Here is a 26,471-nt window from a genome sequence, read left to right as displayed (position 1 = left end):
GGTCTGGCAGCGGATTTAGATAAAATACTCTTACAGGAAGGGTGAGTATTAAATTCAGCCAGACTGCTAGAGTATTCGTGTTTACATTTTATAATACTTTCAAAAAAGAAGGTGCGTTTATGGACACAACAGAGCAATTAGCAAAGCAATTACTTTCCTTAATGGGAGGTGATGAAAATATAAGTTACGTAACACATTGTGCCACACGACTGCGAGTCACTTTAAGGGATCGTACCCTTGCCAGCAAGGAGGAGATTGAGTCCCTGGAGGATGTTCCGGGCGTTGTTGAGAGGGATGGCACATTACAAATAGTTATTGGGACCAATGTTGGAGATGTTTACGATGCTTTCATGAAAATATGGAAGAAACCAGAGAATACTGAAGATGGAGAAGGAAGTTTCTCGCAAAAAAGTGAAGAAAAACGCAATCTGTTTAATCAATTTATTGGGTTAGTTGTTAGTATTTTTTCACCACTATTGCCATTATTAGCTGGAGCCGGTCTTTTACGGGGATTTACAATCTTGGCAAATCAGCTGGGGTGGCTATCGACTGAGAGCACAACAAATTTAATTCTGGAGAATGCAGCAACAGCAGTTTTCTATTTCCTGCCGCTTCTAGTTGCTATGACTTCAGCTAAACGATTTAATACAAGCCCTTACATTGCTGTTGCCATTCTTGGTGCATTGATTATGCCGTCATTTATGGATTTGGTACAAAGTGACGAAGGTGGTAACATGATTAAATTTATGGGTATACCAATGCCAGTCTTTGATTATACCAGCCAGGTAATCCCGGCGATTATAATTGTCTGGATACAATCATTGATGGAGCATTTCATGAAAAGAAAGCTGCCGCACAGTTTGCACATGATTGTAATTCCAACTGTCTTATTGTTTATACTGGTTCCGGTTACTATCGGCATAGTAGGACCAATAGGAAACTATATAAGTATTGGAATTGCTAATGCTGTAGGCTGGTTAACAGGTATTAATCAAATTATTACTGGCGCCTTCATAGGTGGAATATGGAATATTTTAATCATGTTTGGTGTGCATTGGGCTCCAAACACAATGGTGATTATACCTGAAATTGCTGAGACGGGAACCTCTGCACTCATTGCTTATGGAGCAACCGCGAACCTTGGCATGGCGGGCGCGGCATTCGCTATATTTTTACGCACTCGTAATATGGAATTGAAAGGGTTATCAGGAACCTCGATGATCTCTGTATTCTTATCAGGAATTGTGGAACCTGCTATTTATGGTTTGGGAATCAGATTTAAAAGTCCATTAGTAGCAGGGTGCTTAGGTGCTGCTCTTGGTGGAGCATTTATGGGAGCGTTTAATGTTGTTGGGAATGCTTTCGTTTTTGGAGGACTGACAACTATACCTGCGTTTGCAGGACCAACTTTATGGGCCTATATAGTCGGTCTGGCAATAGCCTTTTTCGGAGGTATGGTATTGACATTACTGTTTGGAGTTAAGGATCCAGAAGCAGAAATGTCCAAAAAAAATAAATAAGATTATAAGCGAGGTGATTGTATATGTATGAAAAGCTAAAAAGCTTAAGCATTCAACCTGGTGGAAGAGAGATAGCTGGATGGGAACAGATATTGCTTCAAGAAAAAATACCCTATGAATTGTCTGATAACACAAATTTTAATATTAAAATTTTTCCAAAAGAAGTTAAACGCAACGATATGCTGGATTATGTTGCTAATGGCGGGATAGGGATCATAGAAAAGCCCGGGGACATTGAGGAATTAAATCTTTGGAAATCTGGAGAGGCCTTCGTTTCCACATTACATTTTCCAGAAATTAATGTTAATCATGTCGTGTCGCCAACTATAGTTGATATATATAACACAAAGGGAATCGGATATTTTAATGTACATGAACAAAGGTTAATTAAATACGAAATGGAGATCGGATACCATCCTGTCATTATAAAAATTCCGCATGGCAAAGGATTTTTATTAGTAGTCTCTTGTGAACTTTCAAAGCTATTAGGATTTTATGGAGATACCCTGCGTTCGTATTCCAGTTATACAAAGGTAACTGAACGTGTTTCTGCTATTGATAAAAGAAGTATCTCTAACGTTTTGGTGTATGTATTAAAATTGGCTCATCAATTAGCAGGAATTCCTTATATCGGCTTATGGTATTACCCCGAGAAGGAAAAGACACTATTTATGTTTCGGGTGGATGTTGATGGGGCAGAAGGATACAATACGGAGAAAATGTCTGATATAAGCAAAAATTATGGTGTGGAAGCAACGTTTTATGTAAATAAAGACTTATGCATCAATGATATAAATGCCTTACAAGCGATTGATTCTTTTCATACTATTGGGAATCACGGGGACATACACAATGTGTTTGACTCATTTCAGGACAATGAAACAAATATTCTCAGCTGTCAAGAATGGCTGCTGAACAATTTAGGGGCGGAAACAAATCTGTATGTTTCACCTAGAGGGCTTTGGAATGAAAGCTTGGCACTTGCCCTTGAAAAATTGGACTTTAAATGTTCATCTGATTTTGGTTATCACATTGATGGATTTCCTTATCACCCTGTTGTTAACGGAAAGCGATTAAATCTGCTGCAAATTCCAGTTCATCCACACAATGTAGGAAGAGCACAAGTGTATGCCAATGAAAGTGGAAATTTTGAAGAGGTGGAGCCTGAAAATATAACGGAATATTATAAGAGAATAATTGATGAAAAAGCAGAAAAAAATGAGCCGATTATGCTATTTGGCCATCCTCATGGGCTAGGATACCAAGATGAGGTATTAAACAACGTATTTTCTTATATTAAAGAACAAGGTATTCAATCAATATCCATCTCTAAATTTGCTGATTGGTGGTTAAAAAGATCAAAAACAGATATTCAAGTCAATATAGATAAAAACACAAACACCTATGCGATAGAGACCTCTGATAAAGATGTAAGTATATATTGTCAAGGAGAAGGGGACAAAGTGATTTTACCAAATAATAAGGAAATATGTATACACGGTTCTCAAATAATTGCTTCTGCCACACCGATTTCACAATTTGTTTAATAGGTATCGTGAATGCTGGGGTAAGAAAGAGCCTTTAGTAGTTGCTATTTAGAAATACGAAATAATTATAAGCAGGTGGATAATATGAATATTACCGATGTTTTTGGAAAGAAAAAATCAGTAATTGGCATGATTCATCTTAAAAAACTGCCCGTTGGAAGTAAATCTGAATTTTTGAATGAAGTTTACGAGGCAGCAAAAAATGATTTGCTGACATTAGAGAGCGGGAATGCGGATGCTGCCATTGTAGAAAATTTCTTTAATCAGCCATATTCTGATAAGGTTGAAAGAACAACGCTTATAGCATATGTTAATATATTAACAAAATTAATGGAGATATCGAATATACCATTAGGAGTGAATTTGCAGTATACAAGTGATACAGAGGAAATTGAAGTAGCAAACATTTGTAATGCATCATTTATTAGAAGTGAAACATTTGTCGAAACCAGGGGAGGCAGCTATGGTATTTTGTATCCGCAGGCGCCAAAAGTGATGAATTACAAAAATCAGAGTCAATCAGATGTTCTGGTCTTTGCGGATATAAACGTAAAGCATACTTTTCCTGTATTTGATCAGCCTGTCGAATATAGTATTAATGAAGCCATTCAGGCAGGAGCGGATGCGTTAATACTAACAGGGGTGGAGACCGGGAAAAGTCCAACGGTAGAAGATGCCAAAAGCTTTAAAGAAATTGCAGGTGATCAACCTGTTTATATAGGAAGCGGTGTGCAGGAATCAAATATAAACGACTTTCTAAAGGTCGCCGATGGTGTCATCGTTGGAAGTTCTATCAAGGAAGATGGTCAGATAGATAAACCAATTGATAAAGAGAAAGTAAAAAAGCTGGTTTCTAGTATACGGTAGTTTGAATAAAACAAGGATTTTCCTATAAAAATAAGATTCTATGGAATAAAGTTTTCATTTTATGAGTGAGAACTAAATAAAAAAGGAGCTGATTGGATGAGTTTGAATACAAAAATACAAGGAGTCTTAGGGATGGCAGCGATAGGTGATGCCATGGGAGCGGCCACTGAAAATTTGTCGTTCGATCAAATACGGACCCATTTTGGAGGTCCAGTGAGTAAATTTATAAAACCTGGGGAGACGGCATTTGCACTAGGAAACGAAGCTGGACAAGTAACGGATGATTTTTCTCAAATCTATTTTCTTAGCAAGGCAATCTTGGAAAATGAAGGTGTTTTAGACAAGGAAACGGTTAAAAAAGCAATTTTAGACTGGTCTAATGTTCCGTGGTATTTTGATCGTTTCGCTGGCCCTACAACCCGAGGAGCTATAGCGATGTATAAGAGCTCAAAAGAGCAGGAGCCTGCACCTTTACCTGGTGCTGTAACAGTGGACTATGCTTCAAAAGCAACGAATGGTTCAGCAATGAAAATTGCTCCAGCAGGGATTTTGAATCCTGGTGATTTGGAGGGAGCCATTGATGATGCCATTATAATTACACAAGTGACGCATGATAATTCTCTGGCAATTTCAGGAGCATGTGCGGTATCTGCGGCAATAAGCGCTGCTTTAGCACCTCATGCTACAGTAGACGAAGCATTGAGTGCAGGATTTTACGGAGCTATTCGTGGTGAAACAAAAGCGAAAATAGTTTCTCGGGAGGTGGCAGGACCAAGTGTTGTAGAGCGAATCAAGCTGGCCTGTGATATAGCCAATGGACAAGGTACAAAAGAAGAGAAACTACGGAAGCTGTCACAGGTGGTCGGGAGTGGTTTACACATCTCAGAGGCCGTCCCGAGCGCATTTGGAATTATTGTTTTGAACAAGGAAAATCCGCTGCAGGCAGTAATTGATGCGGTGAACATTGGATATGATACGGATACGATTGCAGCGATTGTAGGATCTATGGTTGGGGCATTCGTGGATTTGGACAATGAAGAATTTGCAGCTTTATATGAGGCTGTGCAAAAAGCAAATGATTTTGATATTGTCGAGCTGGCTAATCTATTAACTAGTGTGGTGGAGGAGTCAGAGAACAAATAAATTTAATAGTTTCCTGTAAATTTATAGGATGTAATATTATAGCATATCAGTGTTCTTTATGTGGGGCGCTGATATGTTTTTTAATGAGGTTTTTATCTGAATTTTTTTGAGACTACAATACTAATATTACAGGTTCAAAGACTATTATTATTGTCTCAGAGGAATCGGAAGAAAATAAAATAGAAGGTGCACAGTTTTAATAAATACGATTATGGGCGGTGTATCGATTTATTAACAAGTAATTATATTTTGAAGTGTCTCTTAATTATTTGGAAGAAGTATAAGCATAATTATGCTATAAGTCTAATTTAAGTATCCCCTAATGACCCTCCTTCTTTACTTCTTTTATTTAAAAATAACCAATGACTAATACTGGAAATGCCGATATAACAATGTTTTTGAATGGTTATTTTATATGAATCATTTGGAAATATAGTGAAAAATCGAACTAATAAAAACATCTTGACTATTTAAAATTTAACTGATATCATAACAGAAATCAAGTGACACTTAAATTTTGAAATGTGTTTCCGGAAACACTTGTCACTTATTTTCAAAATTTTCTTACGGGAGTTGAGGGGGATGGTTTTGTTTAGAAAGTCAAGTTGGTTGCTGATGCTATTGCTCGTTGTCAGCTTTATGCTGGCAGCTTGCACAGCGGAATCTGGTGATACGGATGATGGGAAAAAAGAAGGCATAGCCGATGACGGAGAAACAGAACAGGTATTGAGAATGGCAATGGAATCTGAACCGGAAGTGTTGGATCCACAGGTGAGTACGGATACATACTCCATCATTGTAAATAACGCAATTCTTGAAGGTTTGGTAAGGTTCCACGATGGCGAAATTATTCCAGGCATCGCGGAAGAATGGGACATCTCAGAAGATGGGCTCACTTATACTTTCCATTTGCGTGAAACAACTTGGAGTGATGGTAAAGATTTGACGGCGGAGGATTTTAAGGATTCCTTTATACGTCTTTTGGACCCTGAAACAGCATCTGCATATGCCTATATCGGATACTATGTTAAAAATGCTGCTGCATTTAACCAGGGGGAAATAACTGATCCGGATGAAGTAGGTGTTAAGGCAATCGATCCTTACACACTTGAATTTACGCTGGAAAATCCGACAAAGCAATTCCTTTCTTTGACCAGTTTTATTTCTTACCTTCCATCGGATGCAGAAAAGATAGAAGAATTCGGTCAAAGTTATTCATCAAGTCCTGAATCCATGAACTATAACGGTCCCTTTGTAATAGATTCCTGGGATCATCAAGAATCAATTGTTCTGAAAAAAAATCCAAACTATTGGAATAAGGATGAAATAAAGTTAGATGAAGTGGAAATCAACATTGTTGCCGATAATAGCACAGCAGTGGGCATGTACGAAACGGGTGACATCGATATGGTTACTTTAGGACGTGAATTTATTGAAAAATATGAACAATCTGGTGATGCTGAGTTCTACAATGCTGGAACTACTGCCTTCCTGCAATACAGCTATAATGGTGAGGTCGGGGAAATATTGAAGAACAGCAATTTTAGAAATGCTCTATCCTACGCTATTAATCGTCAGGGGCTTGTAGAAGGTGTGTTGAAGAACGGGTCGACTCCGGCAGAACGTTATATCATGCCGGATACACTTGGTAAGGAAGGTTTGTTTGCAGAGGAATATCCGTTGAGTGTTTTTCCAACAGAAAATGATAATGAAAAGGCACAGGAATATTTGGATAAAGCCTTGGACGAGCTTGGAATGACAAAGGATGAGCTTCCGGCGTTCGAACTTCTTGCAAGTGACCGTCCAGATGACCGGATTATTTCTGAAGCGTTGCAGGATATGTTCGATCAAACGCTTGGAATTAAAACGGAAATAACTATTCTGCCGCATGATCAGCGATTGCAAAGATTGATGGATGGCGAGTTTGAATTAATGTGGGCTGGCTGGGGTCCGGATTACAACGACCCAATGACCTATTTGGAGATTTTTACTGCATCGAGTACGTATAACACAACTGGATTTGAAAGCGATACGTATGACGATCTGATTAATTCAGCGAGTGTGGAAGCAGATGTGGACAAACGAGGCGACCTGTTGTTTGAAGCAGAACAATATTTAATTGAAGAAGGGCCTATGACTCCCGTTTATTTTGAAAGCGGTGCCTGGGCCAAGTCCGGCAGTTTGCAAAATGTAAACAGGAGTCCATTTGGAGCAGAAGTTGATTTTGTATTTGGTTATTTTGAATAAACGTTCGTGAAAAATAGAGAAGCTGATAACTTCTTGTTAGCTTCTCTCTATTTCTTATTCGAGGTTAAAGGAAGGTGTTTATGTGCTTAAATACTTCTTTCAGCGCTTCTTAATTGCATGTGTAACGATTCTTATCTTGATCACAGTAACCTTCTTCTTAATCCAATTACTGCCTGGTGATCCTTTCCTGGATCCAAAACTGCCTGTGGAAGTTAAAGAAAATATGATGGAATACTATGGGTTAAACGATCCTCTCTATATGCAATATTTTAATTATCTTGGCAACTTGTTTCAGGGTGATTTGGGATATTCGCTCAAATATAAAAATCTGACTGTTAATGAAGTTATCATGGATGCTTTCCCGAAATCAGTTGAACTTGGTTTGTATGCTTTGTTGATCTCCATTTTATTTGGACTGACTCTCGGAATTATTGCAGCTTTGGAGCATAATAAAAAACTCGACTTTTTAAGCATGTTTATTGCGTTGATTGGGATATCGGTACCTGCTTTTATTATAGGGGGACTGTTTCAATACTTTTTTGCTGTTAAACTGCATCTCTTTCCTGTTGCGCAATGGCAAGGTTTTTCGTACACCGTTCTTCCTTCTTTTGCTTTGGCGCTGGGAAGCGTGGCGCTCATTGCAAGACTGATGCGGGCAAGTATGCTTGAAATTGTATCAACAGATTATGTAAAGACAGCCGATGCAAAGGGTTTATCGAGAGGACAGATTATCCTGAGGCACCAGATCAGAAATGCGGTGCTTCCTGTGTTGACCATATTAGGTCCATTGCTTGCCAATCTTGTTACAGGAACTTTTGTGATAGAAAAAATATTCGCAGTTCCGGGATTGGGAAAATATTACGTGGAAAGCATGCAAACACTGGATTATACGATGATTCTTGGATTGACAATTTTCTTCGGTTCCTTTCTGGTGGTTGTCAATCTGCTTATAGATTTTTGCTACGGCATCATTGATCCCCGTATTCGCACGAAAAAGGCAGGTGGGTAAGCGTTGGATATTGCGAAAGAAAAATTCAGGCATGTCGGCAAGGATAATGAGAAAGGTGAGCTCATCACACGAAAGAGTGACAGTTTTTGGAAAGATGTATGGCGCAGGCTGTCCGGAAATAAGGCAGCAATGTTTTCTCTGGTATTTCTGGTACTGCTTTTAATTATGGCAATTGTAGGTCCAATGATGACGCCGCAATCCTATAACGTGAATGATTTAATGAATACAAATCAATCTCCTGGCAAGGAGCATTGGTTTGGTACAGACTCTTTGGGCAGAGAATTGTGGGACCGGGTTTGGATAGGAGCCCGGGTATCGATTGCAATTGGATTTATGGCAGCGATTTTCCAAACGATTATTGGACTGATTATCGGCGGAATTGCCGGATTTTATGGCGGTAGACTTGATATGTTTATTATGCGCTTTATTGACGTGATGATTTCTATCCCGTATTTAATTTTTGTTATCTTAATTATGGTCATCATGGGCTCGGGAATTGTTCCGATTGTTATTGCAATTGCACTCACTGGATGGCTTGAAATGGCAAGGCTCGTACGGGGCCAGATTATGCAGCTGAAAAATGAGGAGTTTATTATTTCTGCTGTTTCCCTTGGTGCTGGTTCATTAAGGCTGATATTTAAACATTTAATACCAAATACACTTGGTGTTGTCATCGTTTCCTTGACAGTTGCTATTCCTAACGCCATTTTTGCAGAAGCATTTCTAAGTTTTATCGGAATAGGTATCAAGCCGCCGATGACAAGCTGGGGACAATTGGCAGACATTGGGATGCAAGTTATGCAGGTATACCCATATCAATTGCTGATTCCTGCTGTTTTTATCAGTCTTACCATGCTTGCATTGCAGCTTTTCGGAGATGGACTGCGGGATGCTCTCGATCCAAAATTAAGAAAGTAAAGGGTGAGACGAGTGGAAAACGAAAACAAAAAAGTACTGGAAGTAGAAGACCTCCGCATTTCGTTTGATACATACGCGGGGGAAGTACAAGCAATTAGAGGAATATCATTTGATGTAAAAGAAGGAGAAGTCGTAGCGATTGTAGGTGAATCAGGAAGTGGTAAAAGTGTAACATCACAAGGAATCATGAAGCTGCTCCCAACGCCTCCTGCAAGGTACAAGAGTGGGGCAATTCGTCTGGAGGGCAAGGATATTACAGGTTACAACCGTAAACAAATGGAGAAATTAAAAGGCTCAAAAATGGCGATGATTTTTCAAGATCCTATGACATCACTTAATCCCACCATGAAAGTTGGCCGGCAAATTGCAGAAGGGTTGAAGAAACACACTAATCTGTCCAAGGACAAAATACATTCCCGCGTGATTGAACTGTTAACAATGGTAGGTATACCAGATCCTGACGATAGAGCCAATCGCTATCCGCATGAATTCAGTGGCGGAATGCGTCAGAGGGTTATGATTGCAATTGCGCTGGCGTGTGAACCGAAGCTGCTGATTGCTGATGAACCAACAACGGCGTTAGATGTGACCATACAGGCGCAAATTTTGAAACTGATGGATAAGTTGAATGAAGAGACAGGAACGTCGATTATTCTAATTACGCATGACCTGGGTGTTGTTGCCAAAATGGCTGATAGAATCATTGTCATGTATGCAGGAAAGCCTGTGGAAACCGGCAATAAGCATGACATATTCTACAACCCTAAACATCCGTATACATGGGGCCTTCTTGGTGCTCTGCCAAGGGTTGATACGGATAAGAAGGAACCGCTGAAGTCTATTAGCGGTACACCGCCGGATCTGATTTCTCCTCCAAAAGGTTGTGCTTTTGCAAACAGATGCGAACATGCTATGGAAGTATGTCTGGAGCATGATCCGGCGATGCAGGAATACGGTGAGGGACATACGGCGGCATGCTGGCTGCATCATCCTAATGCAAAGGAATATCTCGATCAGATTATGGAAAAGCATTCATTCGGGGTAGGAGGAGAAAAGTATGCGAACCAAAATGCTGGAGGTTGAAGGGCTTAAGAAGCATTTCCATTTGAGTGGCGGTGGTGTACTAAAGGCAGTCGATGACGTCAGTTTTTATGTGTATGAAGGTGAGACGCTCGGGATTGTCGGAGAGTCCGGATGTGGAAAATCTACTACAGGGCGGGCAGTAAAGGGAATCTATGGTATTACTGAGGGAAAAGTCACTTTTAATGGTAAGAATATAACCTCCATGAACAAGAGAGAACGAAAACAGTTCGCAAGGGATGCACAAATGATTTTTCAGGATCCTTACAGCTCTCTGAATCCACGAATGACTGTTGGAGAATTGATTGGTGAGGGGATTGATATACATGGCTTGATGCGAGGCAAAAAAAAGGTAAAGCGAATCTATGAATTACTGGATCTTGTCGGGCTGAACAAGGAACATATCAACCGTTTCCCTCATGAATTCAGCGGGGGACAGCGGCAGCGGATCGGGATTGCCCGCGCACTTGCTGTTGATCCGAAATTCATTGTTTGTGATGAACCCATTTCCGCACTTGATGTTTCCATTCAGGCACAGGTTATTAATCTATTGGAAGATCTGCAAAGGGAGTTTCAGCTGACTTATTTGTTTATTGCCCATGACTTATCAATGGTACGCCATATTTCCGATCGGGTGGGTGTGATGTATCTTGGTAAGTTGATAGAAATGGCATCTACGGAAGAATTATTTACTAATCCAATGCACCCATATACCAAGGCGCTGATATCAGCTATCCCTGTACCAGATCCGATTCAGGAAGAAAAAAGGGAGACGATTTATTTGAAAGGAGATCTTCCAAGTCCAATGAATGTTCCTTCCGGCTGTCCTTTCCGAAACCGATGCCCGATTGCTACGAAGGAATGTGCTGAAGAAGTGCCAGCGTTTGAAGAAAAGACAGATGGCCATCGGGTGGCTTGTATACATGTATAATAAATCATTTTGAACATATTTTGAGGGAGGATTGATAAGATGAATCAGTATTCCATACAAAAAGAGAAGCATTTTCAAACAAAACAATTGCTAAAAGATATGAACGTTGATTGGTGGATAACAGTAGGGAGAGAAACAAGCATGAATAACGATCCTGTTCTTCCGCTTATTTCTTCTATTGATTTTACAGCGCTGGCAGCGGTCATTATGACTTCGGAAAAGTCAACTGCATTGGTTGGCCATAATGATGCAGAGGGATTACGGCAAACAGGGGTGTTTGATGAAATTATCGGCTATGATACAAGTTTTGAACAGGAATTGACTGCATTACTTCATCGGGACATTCCAAAGACAATTGCGATTAATTATTCTCTGGATGATGTCGCAGCAGACGGTCTGTCTCATGGTTTGTATTTAAAATTGATGAATATTTTTGAAAAAGCGGAGTATCAAGGAGCTGTGCATTCATCCCAAGAAATTATTTCACGGGTGCGCGGCTGCAAATCGCATACCGAAATACAGCGAATTCAGGGCGCGATTCAATTAACGGAAATCATTTACGAGGATGCCCGGAAATTCATAAAAGAAGGTGTAACGGAAAAAGATATCTACCAATTTTTCCATGAACGAATGAAGGTAAACGGTGTTATCCCATCGTGGCAGGCATCACAATGCCCCGGGGTAATGGTTGGCCCGGAAACAGTTACAGGCCACAATGGACCAACGGATATTGTAGCGGAAAAAGGATATGTGATGGATCTTGACTTTGGTGTCGTTTTAAATGGTTATTGCTCCGATTTACAGCGAGCTTATTATGTCCTGGATGACGGTGAGGAACAGGCATGCGACGAAGTACAAACTGCTTTCGATGTTGTACAGGAAGCTATCGGAAGAGCCTTGAAGGAAATGAAGCCTGGTAAAACAGGAAATGAAATTGACAAGATTGCCCGTGATTATATTGTGTCCCAAGGCTACCCTGAATGGACGCATGGTCTGGGGCATCAGGTTGGCAGGCTTGTCCATGACGGAGGAGTTTCACTTGGTCCCAGCAAATGGGAAAGGTACACTGATAAAGAAGTAAATCAGCCGGTCGAGGAAGGCATGGTATTTACTCTTGAACCTGGTATTCGGACTTCCAGGGGATATGTCGGCCAGGAAGAAGTCGCTGTTGTAACCAAAGACGGTGGAAGATTATTAAGTAACCCGCAAAAAGGCATTTTTCTTGTCTAGAAAGTATGGACGGCCAAGGAGGCGGAAATCTTGAAATTTGACGTGAAGCAAGCCCTGTTTGAACAATGTATTACATCACTCCAGGAGCTGATCCAAATTCCCAGTATTAAAGAGGGGCCTTCAGAAGGAGCTCCTTTTGGAAAACCTATCAGACAGGCGCTTGATTTTTTTCTGAACGAGGCAGTTCGATTGAATCTGCCCGTCAAGAATCTCGATGGATATGCTGGAATTGTGGAAATAGGTGAAGGGAACGAAGAACTCGGTATACTCGTGCACTTGGATGTTGTACCTGAGGGGAACCGGGCTCAATGGACCGTAGATCCGTTTGCCGGGACTATCAAAGAGGGACGGATATGGGGACGGGGAACTCTGGATGATAAAGGGCCTGCAATGGCAGTATTGTATGCAATAAAACTGATACAGGATTTATCCATGCCATGGAAACGGCGCATTCGTATGATTATTGGAACGGACGAGGAGAGCACCTGGGAGGATATCGATTATTATAAACAAACAGAAAAGCCCCCGGCTATTGCTTTTACTCCAGATGGGTATTTTCCAGTCACCAACAGTGAGAAGGGGATATTGACCCTTTGCTATAAAAAAAGAATAGAGCAGGGTTCTATAGTTCGAAAAGTGGAGGCTGGAAAGGTATATAATGTTACTCCAGGTACAGCAAAAGCATGGATTGAGTCAGGAAACAGGCCTATAAACTCTGATGCCATAACAGTTCAGGAACTGTCATCGGATTCATGGATTGTCACAGCAACAGGAGCTGATGGCCGTACGAGCAGCCCGGCAGCAGAAAATAATGCTATTGATATTTTACTGCGTTACCTGCAAACCATTCTGCCGGAGGACGATGGTTTTTGGGAAGCTGTCGATTTTTATGATAAATATCTTGCAGATCCTAAAGGAAGCGGGCATGACTTAGTCATTAGTGATGCGGCTTCGGGAGAATTAACCCTTGCTCCGTGCATATTATCACTGGATGATCAAGAAGTTGTGTTCTATAGTAATATCAGGTATCCTTCTACATTTTCACTTCAGGAAGTGGCAAACAGGTACCAATACGTATTAGATCAATCAACATTTTTGTGGGATGTTGTGAATCATAAAGCTCCGATACATATGGATGCTGACATACCTTTTATACAATGTCTGATGAAGGTCTACAATACCTATTTCAATCGGGACGATTCACCGCTTTCGATTTCAGGAGGCACATACGCACGGGCTTTTCCAAATACAGTTGCTTTTGGCGCATTGCTTCCGGAAAAACCGCTAAACGCGCATGAAGCGAATGAAAATGTGGAACTGGATGTCATACGTGATTGGATCAACATTTACGCAACAGCCATTTATGAACTGGCCGTGAAGAAATGAGGAATGGGTAATGGAACAATCATTTTTTAAAAAGAATAGGGAGTTAATCGCAGATGACGTTAAAAATGGTATCATTTTACTCTATTCGGGGCCGGTTAAGAAAATATCATCACAAGAGAGTTATGAGTTTCGAGTCAATAAAATGTTTTATTATTTAACAGGCATTAACCAGCCTAATGTCATATTGCTGTTATACGTGAAAAATGCACTGATGGATGAGACGCTATTTATACCAAAACCGGACCCCGGTGCAAAAAACTGGGATGGAGAACAATTTGAAGAAACACATGCAGCAGAGCGATCAGGAATTTCTAACATTTACTATCTTGATAAATTGAAACCTTTGACAGATGCTATGATAGAGAATAACAAGGACGATACGATATGGGTGAATATGGTTGACCGCCAGCACAGTGATTTGCGAAAAGAATATGACTTATCATTGACTGATGGCCGTATGAAATGTATCCATAAATTATTGTCTATTCGCAGAAATCAAAAAAAGGCCCTTGAAATAGATAAAATCAAAGAGGCGGGCCGGTTTGCTGCCGCCGGTATGAGAGAGATGATGCGGTACGCAGTACCTGGTATCAGAGAATACCAGCTGGAAGCAATCCATGATTATACAATGAAATCAAAGGGACTCAAGTCCGGTCAATATAAAACAATTCTTGCATCGGGTAAAAACGCAACGATTTTACATTACTTGGACAATGATTGTAATGTGGAAGCAGGCGATCTTGTTCTGGTGGACATGGACGTTGAGGTGGATTATTATCATAGCGATATCACAAGGGTATTCCCTGCAAGCAGAACATTTACCAATCGGCAGCGGGAGGTTTATATGGAAGTGCTGTATGCTCAAAAAGAATTGATAAAGGCATTGAAGCCCGGTATGACATATGGCGAATGGAATCAACTGGCGAAAATACTGCTGACCTCGTCATGTGAGCGATTAAGTCTGCCAAAACCTCTGGGTTATTATTACTTTCACCGTGCAGGGCATCCGATTGGACTGGACACACATGATGTTGGTCAATGGAATGATAAGACAGTATTTGTGGAAGGTATGGTCATGACCGTTGAACCAGGATTGTATATTCCTGAGGAAAACATCGGTATCCGTATTGAAGATATGGTTGCTATTACCAGTGATGGGGCTATCAATCTGACAGACCATTTGGAAAAAGAAATTGATGATATTGAGCAGCTGATGACAGAAGGAGGAGATGAATTTCATGTTTAATGTGAACGAAGCAAGCCGTGAACGAGGTATTTTAGCTTTAAAGAAGCGTGAAGAAATTAGAGATGGATGGTTGGATGATCGCCTTGATACCATATTGCCTGAGGCAATGGAGAAGGCGGGGATTCCATTTTGGATTGTTGCAGCAAAAGAATACAATGAAGATCCGGTTATTCATTCACTGACCCCAAGTGGACATGACAGTTCGGGAAGGATTTCTATCTTCGTGTTTGTACTTAATGGGAGCCGTGTGGAAAAATATTTGATTGGAGCACCGCATCCGGTATTATCCAAGCATTATAAGTTTATCTGGAACCGGACGAAGGAAACGCAATGGGAATGTTTGAAAAGATTGGTCGAAGAAAAAGCACCATTACAAATAGGCATCAACCAATCAGAACATATTGCAGTTGCTGATGGACTTACACATAGTATGTATGAAAGATTATCATCCGAATTGGGGCACGAATGGTCGAGTAAATTTGTTTCTGCGGAACACCTGGTTATTCATTGGTTTTTGAAGCGGAGCAAGGATGAAATGACTGCTTATCCGATCATTGCAGATTTGACGAATAATCTGGCAAAAACAGCCATATCAAATGAAGTAATTTATCCTGGAATTACAACAACAACGGATGTAGTAGACTGGATTCGGCAAAAGGTACTGGACCTTGGATTAAAAACATCCTTTTATCCTACCATAGATGTGCAGCGGAAAGACTCCAAGATAGATAGATTGTTTGAAACAATCATTATGCCTGGAGATATTGTTCACTTGGATTTTGGCATTGAATATCTTGGGCTTTCGACAGATACCCAGCAACTGGCCTATGTATTGAAGCAAGGAGAGAATAAAGCGCCTAAAGGGTTGGAGGATGCCTTTAATCAGGCCTTGCTGATGGAAGATATCGTCATGGACGAAATGAAACCCGGTAAAACAGGTAATGAAGTTTTCAAAGCAAGTATAGCAAAGGCAAAGGAAAATAATTTGGATGCTATGCTTTATTCACATCCTGTCGGTGTACATTGCCATGAAGCAGGTCCAAGCATTGGCATGTTTGACCAGCAAAAAGAAATTCCTTTTAGGGGCGAGTTAGACATTGTTGAAGATTCTGCTTATGCATTGGAGTTTAATATAAGGGCGCATATTCCGGAATGGGATCATAAAACATTTATTTATCTGGAACAGCCTATCGCCGTGTACAAGGAGAGCGCAGACTATTTGACGCCAAGGCAGGAGTGTTTCTATTTAATTCGTTAACTGGAAAGGAGAAGTGAGGATCTAATGGAAGAGCTGGGTAAAAGATTGCGGGAATTAAGGAAGAAAAACAAGCAGACATTAAAACAGATTGCAGAGAAGACGGATTTATCGATTAGTTTCCTGTCTCAGGTGGAACATGGAAGGTCTTCAGTCACACTGGAATCACTTATGCGTATTTCTGAGTGTCTGAATGTCAACCCAAGTTACTTTTTTGCTGACCAGGACGAATTGGATGCAAAGAAACAGATTGCGGTGAATAAAAAAGAAACGATGGATGAAGACACTTTTGTGTCCAATTTTATCTACAAGGATTTATCGGGAAAATTTTCAAATCAGTCTTTTCTTCCGACTTTGGTGACACTGCAGCCAAGAAAAAATGGCGTTCGTCCACTTGCACACACTGGACAGGAATTTATTTACGTCCTGGAGGGTACGTTGTCAATTATATTTGAAAACGAAGAAATTGATTTACATGCCGGTGAGAGTATTCATATGGAATCTACCATTCCACACAATTGGCTGAACCGGACGGAGCAAACAATTAAATTGTTATATGTAAGCTCTAATTAAATGCTGAAAGGCAATTTAAAAATCCTTTTAGCATGAACAATTCATAAAAAATACATAACGCCTTGCAAGCATAATGGGAGATGATGTTTTGGATAAGTATACAGTGGATTGGAAAGGATATATTCCGGCTATTTCGATTCCGTTTTTCAAAAATGGTGAGATTGATTGGAAAGGTTGGTCTACATTACTTAACTGGCTGGTTGATGAAGGGATGCATGGTCTTCTTGTAAATGGGACTACAGGAGAGTGGTTCAGTCAATCGCTGGAGGAAATGGACGCTATTTTTCAAGCTGCTTCGAAAACTGTCAATAACCGGATTCCGTTGATCGGAGGCTGTACTGCGTATACAGCAGAGCAAGTAGTAGAACGGGCGAAGCTGGTTGAAAAAGCAAATTTTGACGGCATTCTTGTTGCCCCGCCACCGTATATAGTATTGACAGATGAAGAGTTAGTCGCTTATTACCAATATATTAGTGACCATGTTGAATTGCCTATCTGCATTTACAATTGGCCGCGCGGCACCAATGTAGACTTAGATAAGGAGCTGGTGGCGCGATTGGCTGATTTGGAAAAAATTGTGGCAATCAAAAATTCAACTGGTAATCTGCAAAATTTTGTATCTACCTTCTTTGCAATCAAGGACAAATTACGGGTTTTTGGTTTTCCAATGAACGAGCTGGGCATATCCTTGATGAAGGATTATGGCGGGGAGGGTATGATGGGAGCGGGGGCTGTTTTAGGCTCTGATCATCCTAATTTCTTTCATAGCTTGTGGGAAGGGAATATTGAAAAAGCATTATATTATGGAAAGAAGGATCAATTTTTATTTAAATCTTGGTACAATGACGATTTCTCAGCAAAATACGGATCGCCGCAGGCCATTATTAAAACAGCTTTGAATTTAAAGGGCTTGCCTGGAGGATATCCACGTCTGCCTATTATACCGCTGACAAAAGAACAAGAATTAAAAGTGAAGGAATCGCTTGAAGAGGTTGAACGTCTGTAGGAGGTTGCCTGTATGAAAAGTAAAACGGATGTCTTGATTATAGGCGGAGGGCTGGTCGGTTGTGCCACAGCATACTATTTGGCAAAAAAAGGAGTGCCCGTCACCCTTGTTGAAAAAGGTCAGCTCAACCGTCAGGCTTCAGGGCAAAATGCTGGAAGCTTACATTTTCAGCTGGAGTTTAGAATGGTGCACTTTTGGAAGGAACTTGAAAAGGAAATGAGCGAGTTGATTCCATTATCCATTGAGTCTGAAAAAGTATGGGCCACTCTGGAACAAGAGCTCCAAGCTGACATGGAAGTACTGCAGCACGGCGGTTTTATGGTGGCGGAGACAAAGGAAGAACTGGAACTCCTGAAAAAGAAACAGGATCTGGAAAATCGGTGGAAGCTAAATACGGTTCTGTTGACTGGTGATGAAGCCAGAAAGATAGCTCCATACTTATCAAAAAATATTATTGCTGCTGCTTATTGTCCAATCGAAGGTCATGCAAATCCCCGTTTGGTTGCTCCTCAATTTGCAAAACGTGCAGCAGAATATGGAGCATGTATACGAACAGATTCCGGTGTAACAGACATTTCTCGCAACAATGGAAAATGGGAAGTAACTATCAAAAATTCAGATGTTTACGAGACGGAACATATTGTTTTCGCTGCCGGAGCCTGGATAGAAGATTTGGCAAAAATGATTGGTCTGCATGTTCCGGTTTATCCAGTCCCTTTAACAATGAATGTGACAGAACCGGTTATGCCTTTTATGGAGCATATGGTTCAGCATGCAGGCAAACGGATTACAATGAAACAGGTACGCGATGGAAATGTATTGATCGGGGGTGGCTGGTCATCCCGATTTGTGAAGAAAAACGGAAAAATTGATTTTAATCAGCTGCCTATGATTTTGCCTGATGTTGTCCGGGAAAACTGCACGATCGCATCCGAACTGGTTCCAAATGTCAGTTATTTGCGTCTGCTCCGGAGCTGGCCCGGTGTAACGGGAATTACGCATGATCAGCTTCCTTTGCTGGGAGAGTTTTCGGAACGAAAGGGAATATGGGTTGCCGCTGGCGGCTCTGGGTTTACTTTTGGTCCACTGTATGGCTCCATTTTATCTGATTTGATTACGAAAGGGTCAACAGATTTTGAAATTGAGGCATTTCGGCCGGGAAAATTAGCACATTTAAATTTATTTATGTCTTAAATTTTTTAACGGAGATGGGATATAATGACGGATGAAGTGAAACAAAATAAAACGATATCCATTGAAATAGATGGAGAGGAATATCAGATTCCTAAAGGATATACACTTGCTGCCGCTGTTACTTATGCTAAGAGCCTTGCTTACCGAAAAACCAGATTTGGAGATGTACGGGGACCAGTATGCAATATGGGGGTATGTATGGAATGCTCCGTGTTTTTACAAGGAAGGGGCAGCGTGCGCGCTTGTATGATCCGGGTGAAAGATGGTATGCGCGTGTGGACGGCCCCGGATTTTACCCGTCACCTTGATGATGGAAACGCGCAAGTGGAGCCGATATCAGAAAGTAATCCTGAGAATAATGAATATGACGTTGTCGTTATAGGAGCGGGACCTGCGGGGATGGCAGCTGCAGAGGAATTGTCCGGTAATGGGCTTCATATCGCACTCATTGATGAACAGGAAAATATCGGAGGGCAGATCTACCGCCACATTCCGAATTCGATAAAAAAAGTGCTCCCTAATGACTTAGTGAAACGTTCAAGCAAGCTGGCTGATGTGCAATTTATCAGCGGGAACGCTGTTTGGTCTGTCGTGGCTACAAACAAAGAAGGAAAGGAAGATATGCTGTTGCACAAACAAGCAAAGTATGAGATTCATCTGGATCATCACCAATCCATCTTTGCCAAATACATCATCATAGCATCAGGAGCCTATGATAAAATGATTCCCTTCAAAGGATGGACAAAACCCGGAGTGATGAGTGCAGGAGGCTTGCAGGTATTTGCAAAAACACAGCATTTTATACCTGGTGAATCGATTCTGCTTGCGGGAAGTCACCCATTTTTGTTGATAGTAGCAAAGCAAATTCTGGAACAGGGCGGAAGCATCACAGGAATTGCCTTTTCACAGTCATTCCCTCGTATCCATGAACTGCTTCCAATGGGGGTAAGTGGTTTAAAGCGATGGAAGAAAAGTCTGGAACTGATTGATGCATTACAGACAGTAAGGAAGGCAGGCGTTCCAATTTGGTTCCATACAGTCCCTTTGGAAGCGAAAGGAACGGATCGTGTCCAGAGTGTTGTACTTAACGACCTCGGGAAGACCGGGAAGATGGAAAGTAATTCATGGGAGGTTGAATGTGATTTAGCCGGGATATGTTACGGGTTCCACGCTTCGAGTGAAATCCCCAGGCAGCTTTCCTGTCAGATGAAATATAATGCCCTGGCCGGCGGCTGGCTTGCAGAAGTGAACGAAAACATGCAAAGCAGCCTAAAAGGAATTTATGCTGCCGGTGAATTGACTGGAGTTGGGGGAGCCGAACTGTCGGAAATAGAAGGCCGCATTGCGGGCAATTCCATTTTAGAAAATATTTTTAATGGTGATGTAGACAGACGGAAGCTGGACCGTTTGAAAAAAGAACGGGAATCATGGATGAGCTTTGCGGAGCTATTGGGGAAAATGACAAGAATGACGTTTGATTCGATGCAATTGTTGAAAAAACATCCCGATACGTTTGTTTGCCGATGTGAAGAAGTAACTTATGAAGCGATTGATGAAATATTACAAGCTCACCCTCATCTTTCCACCATGAATGCTGTTAAATTAATGACACGATGCGGCATGGGATTATGTCAGGGACGGTACTGTGAAACCACGCTGCGTGATATGCTGAAGCAAACTGGTATAAGTGAGGAAGCTGATGCTTTTTCTGCACGTTTTCCTGTTAAACCAACGGTGATTGGCAGTATGAAGGATTGAAATAGCAGAGTTTTGTAAAGACGGTGTTTTTGATATAAGAGAAGAGAAATATCGTATATACCACCATAAAAGTAAATAAGTATGCCTGATGTATTGTTCATGGGCATGCTTATTTATTATGAGCTTGAATAGAGAGACAAAAGATATGGTCTTGTTTTTGAATTGCAGGAGGTTTAAAAATAACAATGATTGCGGGAATCTCTTAATAGTAAGTATCTTTTTTATAAGGAGAAGGCATTTGATAATATTATAAAACTAATATATGTTGCTTTTGCTCCTAAAAACCGGAGTTATTTTTTAAGTCTTCTTGCATACCTGTGGCGAATGGCGATTTGCTTTTACACTCAGCTTCTCATCACAGCGATGCTTACTGGCGGGGAAACGTTTGAAGTGCTTTCTTCACTTGCTTTCGGATTTACATTGTTTATATTTATGAGCTATCTTTTTTACGTGTGGGGGAAGGATACTTTGCGGATGAAGGTTCAGCATTTTGGGAAACAGGATGTCTATATGTAAGTTTGCTGTTTATCACTTATTGGAATTGTATTCCAGATTAAATAGAGATAACGAATTAGATTTTTAGTAGAAACATAGTTTATAAGGATTAGCGGGTAGGGTCATTAATGGATGGGTTTTACCTGCTTTTTTCGAATTCTCATTTTTGAGGGTTGTCTCATTAAAATTGGCTGTAAGACGCTCACTGAAGGAAGTTTTACTTTATGTTATTATAAAATCAAAATCACTATATCTTTCGCTTTCAAAGTGACGTGAGGCAAGGAGGTTTTATTATGGACGTGTGGTATGTGAGCTATGGATCCAACATTAGCAAAAATCGTTTTTTCTGTTATATCAAGGGTGGTATTCCTGAAGGTTCGGAAAAAGAGGAAAGAGGCTGTAAAAATACTACACTGCCAAAGAAAACAAAGAAAGCCGTACTCCCTTATCCTCTCTATTTTATGAAGGAAGAAAGTAAATGGGGCAAGGGCGGTGTTGCTTTTATCGGTCATGAACCAAATAAAGAAATAAAGACATATGCAAGAAAATACCTGATCACAGATGAGCAATTTGGAGAGGTCGTTGAACAGGAAAATAATGCTGCTGCTTTACATATCAATGTACAGGATATTATGGATAAAGGCTATGTTGACCTGAAAGAAGGCTGGTATGGAAGTATTATTTACCTGGGAAAAGAGGACGGGGCGCCAATGTTTACATTTACAAGTCCAGATGTCATGGGAACGCATGAGTTTACTACTCCGCCCAAATCCTATTTATCTATGATTTCTCGTGGTTTAAAAGAGGTTGGACTATCAGAGGAAGAAATTGTGGAATATTTTTTAACGAAACCTGGAATTGAAGGAGAGTTTACAAAGGAGTCACTTTTTCGGTATATTTTTCGTTATAAGCCGAATAACAATATATAAAAAAGGCAACCACATCGAATAACGAAATGATTGCCAGTCTATTAACGTCGAAAACGATTAACAGAATCTCTCAGTTCATAGAATCGATCAATTATCTGATCTCCCAGTTCTTCATAAAGACTCATATATAATGTATCGACAACTACAAGCTGAGAAATTCGTGTCGCCATATTGGCAACACGAAAATATTCTTCCAGCATCGGTGTATAGAGTGGAATCAGAGCTTTACGAGCTAATGTTGATTTCTGCAATGTGGTAACAGCAACAATAATTGCTCCCTTTTCTTTTGCCAGTTCAACAAGTTCAAGAATTTCCTGCGTTTCGCCAGTAGTGGAAATGGCGATAAATACATCTCCAGGCTGCATGTTTAAAACTAAAGAGAGCATATAATGGAAATCCCGATTAAAAAAAACTTTAATTCCAAGCTTAGTAAACTTATGCGTTAAATCCTCTGCAACCATCGCAGATGCACCGGCACCATAAGTAACAACTGTATGGCTCTTCAAGATGGCAGCAACTGTGGACTCGACATTCTTTAGATCCAGTGTATTAAGCAACTGCTCAACTGCCTGTCTATCTAATTCCAGCGTATTAAAGAAAATGTCACGCATAGATAACTTATCAGCATGTTCTTTTTGAACAATATTAAAACCAATTTTATTTTCTTTTAGAGTCAGCTCCTGATTAAGCTCTAACTTAAAATCACGAAACCCTTTAATTCCCAGCTGCTTACAAAAGCGGACAACACTTGCTTCACTAACTTTAGCAGCAATGGCGTATTCTTTTATAGTCATTCTGGAAATCTTGCCTAAATTATTCAGGGTATAATTTGCAATTTTCATTTCAATCTTTGTAAAATTCTCTTGAGATTTTAAGCTTTCAATCAAGGACACACTGGCTCCCTCCTATATGGTGTTCTTTTTTAATTGTTCAAGGTTATCAACAAATCTTTTTGTAATAATCTCCGGTCTGGTAATAGCAGAACCTATAACTACGGAATCGGCTCCACTTTTATATGCTGACACCAATTCCTCAGGTGTAGAAATATGACCCTCGGCTATAATTGGAACTTTCACGTGATTTTTTAACGTACTAACGAATTCATAGTTAAAACTATTTTGATCCTTTGTTTCTTCAGTATACCCCGATAGAGTTGTAGAAACAATATCTGTCCCACATTCTTCTGCATATAATGCACTCTCTAAATTATCACAATCAGACATGACTAAAACATCGTGATAATTATCATGAATACGTGCAATAATTTCTTTTAATTTCTCTCCGTTTGGTCTGCTTCGTTTTGTTCCATCCAAGGCAACTATTTCTGCGCCTGCTTCGATAACAGCAGCCGCACTTTCATACGTAGGAGTAATATAGACATCAAAGCCTTCAAACCATTGTTTGTAAATCCCGATAATAGGTAAATCCACAGCTTTTTTTATAGCAGAGATATTTTGAGGCTCCGTTGCGCGAATTCCTACAGCTCCTCCTTGTTTTGCTGCTTTAGCAAAAGCAACCATGATGTCTGTTCCGTACATTGGCCATCCTTGGCGTGCCTGGCAGGAAACTACCAGGCCGCCTCTGATAGCATTTAATAGCTCTTCTTTCTCCATAAACCAATTCCTCCATTATATAATGTTTAAAAGTCTTCCTATTAAACCAATCGCAAAGCAAATTAGCATCAGCCAATAAATTGCTTTCTTATTTTTAATTAGGGCGAAATAAAATAGTAATGTAATCACCAGTGGAAGAAGGCTCGGAAAAATTTGATCAAGCAGTTCCTGAAGCATAATTTCTTTCCCGGCACTCGTCCATTCCGCGGTTAATTCAATTTTTACAAAGTTCACAACCATGGCTCCGGTAACCATCATTCCAACGATTGTTGCTCCTTGAACAAATTTCTGAATGACATCAGAACTTTTCATTTTAGCAATGAGCTGGACACCGAATTTATATCCCCAAAAAACGCCAAAATAACGTGTTAAGACATTTAATAATACATTGGGGACAATGAAAATAATTGGACCTAGTATATTTCCGTTAAGTGCTAATCCAGCACCTATTGCTGCAAAAATTGTCATAAATGTTGCTTTAAATACGGAATCACCAATACCAGATAAGGGTCCCATTAAAGCCGTTTTCGTAGATGCAATTGTTTCGTCGGTAATAACACCCTGTTGGGCTTTCTGTTCTTCCAATGCTGCAGCAACACCTAATACAACGTTTGCAGTATACGGGTGACAATTAAAAAATTCATTATGCCTTTTTAAAGCTGACTTATATTCTCCCTCATCAGAATATAAGCGTTTGAGAGCCGGAACCATCGCATAGCCAAAGCCTAAGCTAATATATCTTTCATAATTGATACTTGCCATACTAAAAAATGATCTTACAAAAACACGCCATAGATCTTTTTTCTTCAATAGACTTTGCTCATTTTGCGAGGTTGAATCTTCAGCTGTAAAGGTTTCTGTATTTTCTTTTGATTTACTGATCACTGATATACCTGCTGCTATCCCTAAACCTAATAAAGATACAGCTAGAACATTCAGCTCTAAGTAAACAGATAATATAAAACCAATTAAAAAGAACGGCCAAAACTTTTTAAGATCCATCATTTTCAATAGCATAGCCATCCCAATTGCCGGGAGCAGACCTGCGGCAATTTCAAGGCCTCCGGAAACCCAGCCAGGCAATGCGTCATTTATACGACTAACGAAATCGCTGCCAAAGTAAATTGCAAGAAAAGAGGATACGAAAAATACACTAAAGAAAACGAGTATCCCGGACAGGTGGAGGAGTTCCATCTTCCTGGTGTTCCCATCGACAATTGCTTTATCTGATTTATGGACTAAATAAATGTTTAAATTCCAAGCTAACATGATTAAAAATTGTGCTAAGATTCCAATCGGCAGAGCAAGAGTAATACCTAGAGCGGTGGAGTCAGCTTGAATAGCATAAATTGTCCCGATAATTCCTGCAATTTGTGCATTCGGGGGAACAGATCCACCAATAGGGAGCACCCCCATAAACATTAACTCGACACTTGCACCGACGATTAAGCCAGTTTGCAAATCTCCAAGTATTAATCCAATTAATGGACCAGCAAAAATCGGGCGGCTAATCATCCAATAACCATAACCGTAATTTTCTGTAATGAGAAGGGCTACTAAAACACTCAACAATAGAGCTGCTATCAATGTCATTTAAACTTCTCCTTCCATTAAATTCTGCTTATTAAGTCAATTGACTTATCGCTGGGAGCTGTACGCACATCTAAATAAATATTCTTCGAAGCTAAATCCCGAAAAATCATTTTTTCTTCTTCATTCAGATAGACCGTTTTCGTGATTTCTATCTTATCTTCTTTAAAATACATTCCGCCTACATTAATTTCCTCAAAATGAACCCCTTGATTTACTAAATCCAAGATAGTCTGAGGCCCTTTCACTACTAAGAATGTATTTAATTTATTTTCTGATTTAAAATAATTACTTGCTTCTTCTACAGAAAGTAATTGAAACTTCTTTCCCTCTGGAACAGCCATTTCTAATAACATTCTTTGCATTTCATCATGGACCAGTACATCATCTACTACGACAATTTCATCTACTTGATACGCAACTGACCATGAATAGGCTACTTGTCCGTGGATTAATCTCTCATCTATTCTAGTTAATGCAATACTCATTTGTACTCCTCCTTAGTTCTATAGACGCTCAAGAAGTAGGGAAATAGATTTTTTGAACATCTTTTATTAAATTATTTTCTTTATCATTTTATTAGTTTCTTCTATTAAGTTGTTAGCGGTAATATGACTATCTGTGCACGCTGTAATAATCATAGCCAAATGATAACCTGAAATCACAGTAATATTTTTCTCTTTTTTCCCAATCAGAGTTGCTACGTTTCCTGGAGTGCCTCCTTTAATATCTGTTAATATCCAAAGTTCATCATTGCCATTCTTTCTACTTTTATCTATCAGTGAATGAAGCCGTTTATGATAATCTTGTGCACTTTCAGATGAGCTCAGGCTTACAGCATATAAATGAGTTTGTTCTCCTAAAATCATTTCTGTGGATTGTTTCATGCCTAAACAACCATCACCATGTCCAGCTAAAATAATCTGTCTCATAT

At 40.0% G+C, this 26,471-nt stretch carries 24 protein-coding genes; 19 read left to right on the top strand and 5 right to left on the bottom strand.

Annotated elements, in window-relative coordinates:
• Positions 1–119: 119 nt before the first annotated feature.
• The 19 genes from IEX29_RS02620 (at position 120) to IEX29_RS02535 (ending at position 22,334) form a co-directional block, all read left to right on the top strand.
• The gene (locus IEX29_RS02620) at positions 120–1,520 is read left to right on the top strand and encodes a PTS transporter subunit EIIC (protein WP_188732928.1); all 1,401 of its coding nucleotides are present in this window, start codon (positions 120–122) and stop codon (positions 1,518–1,520) included.
• A gap of 23 nt (positions 1,521–1,543) precedes the next feature.
• Positions 1,544–3,067 (top strand): polysaccharide deacetylase family protein, encoded by a 1,524-nt coding sequence (locus IEX29_RS02615; protein WP_188732927.1) that lies wholly within the window; start codon positions 1,544–1,546, stop codon positions 3,065–3,067.
• 84 nt (positions 3,068–3,151) lie between these two features.
• A complete protein-coding gene (locus tag IEX29_RS02610; RefSeq protein ID WP_188732926.1) occupies positions 3,152–3,934 on the top strand; it encodes a BtpA/SgcQ family protein in 783 nt (260 codons plus the stop codon).
• Between the two features lie 96 nt (positions 3,935–4,030).
• Entirely contained in the window at positions 4,031–5,077 is a 1,047-nt protein-coding gene (locus IEX29_RS02605) for an ADP-ribosylglycohydrolase family protein (RefSeq protein ID WP_188732925.1), read from the top strand.
• 615 nt (positions 5,078–5,692) lie between these two features.
• Positions 5,693–7,324, top strand: a complete 1,632-nt coding sequence (locus tag IEX29_RS02600; protein ID WP_229720070.1) for a peptide ABC transporter substrate-binding protein — start codon at positions 5,693–5,695, stop codon at positions 7,322–7,324.
• 82 nt (positions 7,325–7,406) lie between these two features.
• Positions 7,407–8,333, top strand: coding sequence for an ABC transporter permease (locus IEX29_RS02595; protein ID WP_188732923.1), 927 nt, complete (start codon positions 7,407–7,409; stop codon positions 8,331–8,333).
• A 3-nt stretch (positions 8,334–8,336) separates the two neighbouring features.
• Positions 8,337–9,251 carry an ABC transporter permease gene (locus IEX29_RS02590; RefSeq protein WP_188732922.1) on the top strand — a complete coding sequence of 305 codons (915 nt, stop codon included), beginning with the start codon at positions 8,337–8,339 and terminating at the stop codon, positions 9,249–9,251.
• Positions 9,252–9,263: 12 nt separating this feature from the next.
• On the top strand, positions 9,264–10,334 hold the full coding sequence (locus tag IEX29_RS02585) for an ABC transporter ATP-binding protein (RefSeq protein WP_188732921.1): 1,071 nt from the start codon (positions 9,264–9,266) through the stop codon (positions 10,332–10,334).
• Entirely contained in the window at positions 10,309–11,262 is a 954-nt protein-coding gene (locus IEX29_RS02580; protein ID WP_188732920.1) for an ABC transporter ATP-binding protein, read from the top strand. Before IEX29_RS02585 ends, IEX29_RS02580 begins: the two co-directional genes overlap by 26 nt.
• A 39-nt stretch (positions 11,263–11,301) precedes the next feature.
• A complete protein-coding gene (locus tag IEX29_RS02575) occupies positions 11,302–12,492 on the top strand; it encodes a M24 family metallopeptidase (protein ID WP_188732919.1) in 1,191 nt (396 codons plus the stop codon).
• 30 nt (positions 12,493–12,522) lie between these two features.
• Entirely contained in the window at positions 12,523–13,878 is a 1,356-nt protein-coding gene (locus tag IEX29_RS02570) for a Sapep family Mn(2+)-dependent dipeptidase (RefSeq protein WP_188732918.1), read from the top strand.
• A 10-nt stretch (positions 13,879–13,888) separates the two neighbouring features.
• On the top strand, positions 13,889–15,124 hold the full coding sequence (locus tag IEX29_RS02565; protein WP_188732917.1) for an aminopeptidase P family protein: 1,236 nt from the start codon (positions 13,889–13,891) through the stop codon (positions 15,122–15,124).
• The gene (locus tag IEX29_RS02560; protein ID WP_188732916.1) at positions 15,117–16,382 is read left to right on the top strand and encodes a M24 family metallopeptidase; all 1,266 of its coding nucleotides are present in this window, start codon (positions 15,117–15,119) and stop codon (positions 16,380–16,382) included. Before IEX29_RS02565 ends, IEX29_RS02560 begins: the two co-directional genes overlap by 8 nt.
• 24 nt (positions 16,383–16,406) lie before the next feature.
• The gene (locus IEX29_RS02555; RefSeq protein WP_188732915.1) at positions 16,407–16,952 is read left to right on the top strand and encodes a helix-turn-helix domain-containing protein; all 546 of its coding nucleotides are present in this window, start codon (positions 16,407–16,409) and stop codon (positions 16,950–16,952) included.
• Between the two features lie 88 nt (positions 16,953–17,040).
• On the top strand, positions 17,041–17,958 hold the full coding sequence (locus IEX29_RS02550) for a dihydrodipicolinate synthase family protein (RefSeq protein ID WP_188732914.1): 918 nt from the start codon (positions 17,041–17,043) through the stop codon (positions 17,956–17,958).
• A gap of 12 nt (positions 17,959–17,970) precedes the next feature.
• On the top strand, positions 17,971–19,152 hold the full coding sequence (locus IEX29_RS02545) for an NAD(P)/FAD-dependent oxidoreductase (RefSeq protein WP_188732913.1): 1,182 nt from the start codon (positions 17,971–17,973) through the stop codon (positions 19,150–19,152).
• A gap of 24 nt (positions 19,153–19,176) precedes the next feature.
• Complete coding sequence (locus IEX29_RS02540) at positions 19,177–20,910, top strand: FAD-dependent oxidoreductase (RefSeq protein ID WP_188732912.1); 1,734 nt, start codon at positions 19,177–19,179, stop codon at positions 20,908–20,910.
• A gap of 324 nt (positions 20,911–21,234) precedes the next feature.
• Positions 21,235–21,426, top strand: a complete 192-nt coding sequence (locus IEX29_RS26490; RefSeq protein WP_229720058.1) for a hypothetical protein — start codon at positions 21,235–21,237, stop codon at positions 21,424–21,426.
• 272 nt (positions 21,427–21,698) lie between these two features.
• Positions 21,699–22,334 carry a hypothetical protein gene (locus IEX29_RS02535; RefSeq protein ID WP_188732911.1) on the top strand — a complete coding sequence of 212 codons (636 nt, stop codon included), beginning with the start codon at positions 21,699–21,701 and terminating at the stop codon, positions 22,332–22,334.
• A 41-nt stretch (positions 22,335–22,375) separates the two neighbouring features.
• Here the strand turns inward: IEX29_RS02535 and IEX29_RS02530 are convergent, their stop codons facing one another.
• The 5 genes from IEX29_RS02530 to IEX29_RS02510 all read right to left on the bottom strand — a co-directional run bounded on the left by IEX29_RS02530 (position 22,376) and on the right by IEX29_RS02510 (position 26,469).
• Positions 22,376–23,227, bottom strand: coding sequence for a MurR/RpiR family transcriptional regulator (locus IEX29_RS02530; protein WP_188732910.1), 852 nt, complete (start codon positions 23,225–23,227; stop codon positions 22,376–22,378).
• A 12-nt stretch (positions 23,228–23,239) separates the two neighbouring features.
• Positions 23,240–23,947, bottom strand: coding sequence for an N-acetylmannosamine-6-phosphate 2-epimerase (locus tag IEX29_RS02525; protein ID WP_188732909.1), 708 nt, complete (start codon positions 23,945–23,947; stop codon positions 23,240–23,242).
• 15 nt (positions 23,948–23,962) lie between these two features.
• Positions 23,963–25,540: a PTS system mannose/fructose/sorbose family transporter subunit IID gene (locus IEX29_RS02520; RefSeq protein ID WP_188732908.1), complete on the bottom strand. Its 1,578-nt coding sequence runs from the start codon at positions 25,538–25,540 to the stop codon at positions 23,963–23,965.
• A gap of 17 nt (positions 25,541–25,557) precedes the next feature.
• On the bottom strand, positions 25,558–26,025 hold the full coding sequence (locus tag IEX29_RS02515) for a PTS sugar transporter subunit IIB (protein ID WP_188732907.1): 468 nt from the start codon (positions 26,023–26,025) through the stop codon (positions 25,558–25,560).
• A gap of 66 nt (positions 26,026–26,091) precedes the next feature.
• Positions 26,092–26,469 carry a PTS sugar transporter subunit IIA gene (locus tag IEX29_RS02510; RefSeq protein ID WP_188732906.1) on the bottom strand — a complete coding sequence of 126 codons (378 nt, stop codon included), beginning with the start codon at positions 26,467–26,469 and terminating at the stop codon, positions 26,092–26,094.
• Positions 26,470–26,471 lie beyond the last annotated feature (2 nt).

This window comes from Oceanobacillus neutriphilus (genome assembly GCF_014645515.1).
Lineage (GTDB): Bacteria > Bacillota > Bacilli > Bacillales > Amphibacillaceae > Oceanobacillus > Oceanobacillus neutriphilus.
This window is presented reverse-complemented; position numbering and strand designations above follow the sequence as displayed.

Bases quoted from the DNA above. Each gene is read 5' to 3' on its own strand.
- IEX29_RS02580 (WP_188732920.1), top strand. From the start codon at position 10,309: ATGCGAACCAAAATGCTGGAGGTTGAAGGGCTTAAGAAGCATTTCCAT.
- IEX29_RS02600 (WP_229720070.1), top strand. From the start codon at position 5,693: ATGCTATTGCTCGTTGTCAGCTTTATGCTGGCAGCTTGCACAGCGGAA.
- IEX29_RS02575 (WP_188732919.1), top strand. From the start codon at position 11,302: ATGAATCAGTATTCCATACAAAAAGAGAAGCATTTTCAAACAAAACAA.
- IEX29_RS26490 (WP_229720058.1), top strand. From the start codon at position 21,235: ATGGCGATTTGCTTTTACACTCAGCTTCTCATCACAGCGATGCTTACT.
- IEX29_RS02540 (WP_188732912.1), top strand. From the start codon at position 19,177: ATGACGGATGAAGTGAAACAAAATAAAACGATATCCATTGAAATAGAT.
- IEX29_RS02520 (WP_188732908.1), bottom strand. From the start codon at position 25,540: ATGACATTGATAGCAGCTCTATTGTTGAGTGTTTTAGTAGCCCTTCTC.
- IEX29_RS02510 (WP_188732906.1), bottom strand. From the start codon at position 26,469: ATGAGACAGATTATTTTAGCTGGACATGGTGATGGTTGTTTAGGCATG.
- IEX29_RS02515 (WP_188732907.1), bottom strand. From the start codon at position 26,025: ATGAGTATTGCATTAACTAGAATAGATGAGAGATTAATCCACGGACAA.
- IEX29_RS02560 (WP_188732916.1), top strand. From the start codon at position 15,117: ATGTTTAATGTGAACGAAGCAAGCCGTGAACGAGGTATTTTAGCTTTA.
- IEX29_RS02555 (WP_188732915.1), top strand. From the start codon at position 16,407: ATGGAAGAGCTGGGTAAAAGATTGCGGGAATTAAGGAAGAAAAACAAG.
- IEX29_RS02565 (WP_188732917.1), top strand. From the start codon at position 13,889: ATGGAACAATCATTTTTTAAAAAGAATAGGGAGTTAATCGCAGATGAC.
- IEX29_RS02615 (WP_188732927.1), top strand. From the start codon at position 1,544: ATGTATGAAAAGCTAAAAAGCTTAAGCATTCAACCTGGTGGAAGAGAG.
- IEX29_RS02620 (WP_188732928.1), top strand. From the start codon at position 120: ATGGACACAACAGAGCAATTAGCAAAGCAATTACTTTCCTTAATGGGA.
- IEX29_RS02545 (WP_188732913.1), top strand. From the start codon at position 17,971: ATGAAAAGTAAAACGGATGTCTTGATTATAGGCGGAGGGCTGGTCGGT.
- IEX29_RS02535 (WP_188732911.1), top strand. From the start codon at position 21,699: ATGGACGTGTGGTATGTGAGCTATGGATCCAACATTAGCAAAAATCGT.
- IEX29_RS02605 (WP_188732925.1), top strand. From the start codon at position 4,031: ATGAGTTTGAATACAAAAATACAAGGAGTCTTAGGGATGGCAGCGATA.
- IEX29_RS02525 (WP_188732909.1), bottom strand. From the start codon at position 23,947: ATGGAGAAAGAAGAGCTATTAAATGCTATCAGAGGCGGCCTGGTAGTT.
- IEX29_RS02610 (WP_188732926.1), top strand. From the start codon at position 3,152: ATGAATATTACCGATGTTTTTGGAAAGAAAAAATCAGTAATTGGCATG.